General features: G+C 39.6%; 2 pseudogenes. Both read right to left on the bottom strand.

Annotation, left to right across the window (positions count from 1 at the left end):
* Window positions 1-157, bottom strand: a pseudogene (locus A3712_RS27210) (IS30 family transposase); the annotation flags it as partial.
* A 144-nt stretch (window positions 158-301) separates the two neighbouring features.
* Window positions 302-560: pseudogene (locus A3712_RS28090) on the bottom strand (hypothetical protein); the annotation flags it as partial.

The following is a 560-nucleotide window of genomic DNA, read 5'->3' as shown; positions in this document are numbered from 1 at the left end:
CTAAACACTTTTTGGGTCGATAATTTATCTGTGATACCGAGAATTCAATATCACTGTCTGCTACCGTTGTTAAGTCGGTTCCTTTCTTAACATATTGCCTTAAAAGCCCGTTTGCATTCTCATTGGCTACACGCTCCCAAGTACTATAAGGATGGGCAAGTACTAAATTAAGATGCGACCAACTTTATAAAGGTTGGATTTCCATCTAAAAAGGGGGGTTGATAGTTCTTCTGATTACATAATAAAGCCGCTTCGGTTAGACTTCAGCGGCTTCTTGGTTATAACTTATTGTAGTCGAGCTTTATTTACTCTCAGATTTTAGCATTTTAAGAAGTCCTATTGCTTTTTCCTGGACAGGTACTTCCGTATCTGGTGCATATCTTTTGACTTTAATTTGCTCTGGACCCTTGATATTGTCGACTATCAAAGCATCGCCGCTGACTGAAAAACCAAATAGCGTGATCATTGCTTTTTGTACATGTTCGGTACCGCCAACTAAGAGTAAGCTATCATACTGCTTGAGCTCGTTGACTTCATAGTCATGTTCGGCCGTCTTTGAT

The sequence above is a fragment of the Vibrio sp. HI00D65 genome, from assembly GCF_001635455.1.
In the GTDB taxonomy this organism is placed as follows: Bacteria; Pseudomonadota; Gammaproteobacteria; order Enterobacterales; family Vibrionaceae; genus Vibrio.
Note: the sequence above shows the minus strand (reverse complement) of the source record. Positions and strands in the feature narration are given on the sequence as shown.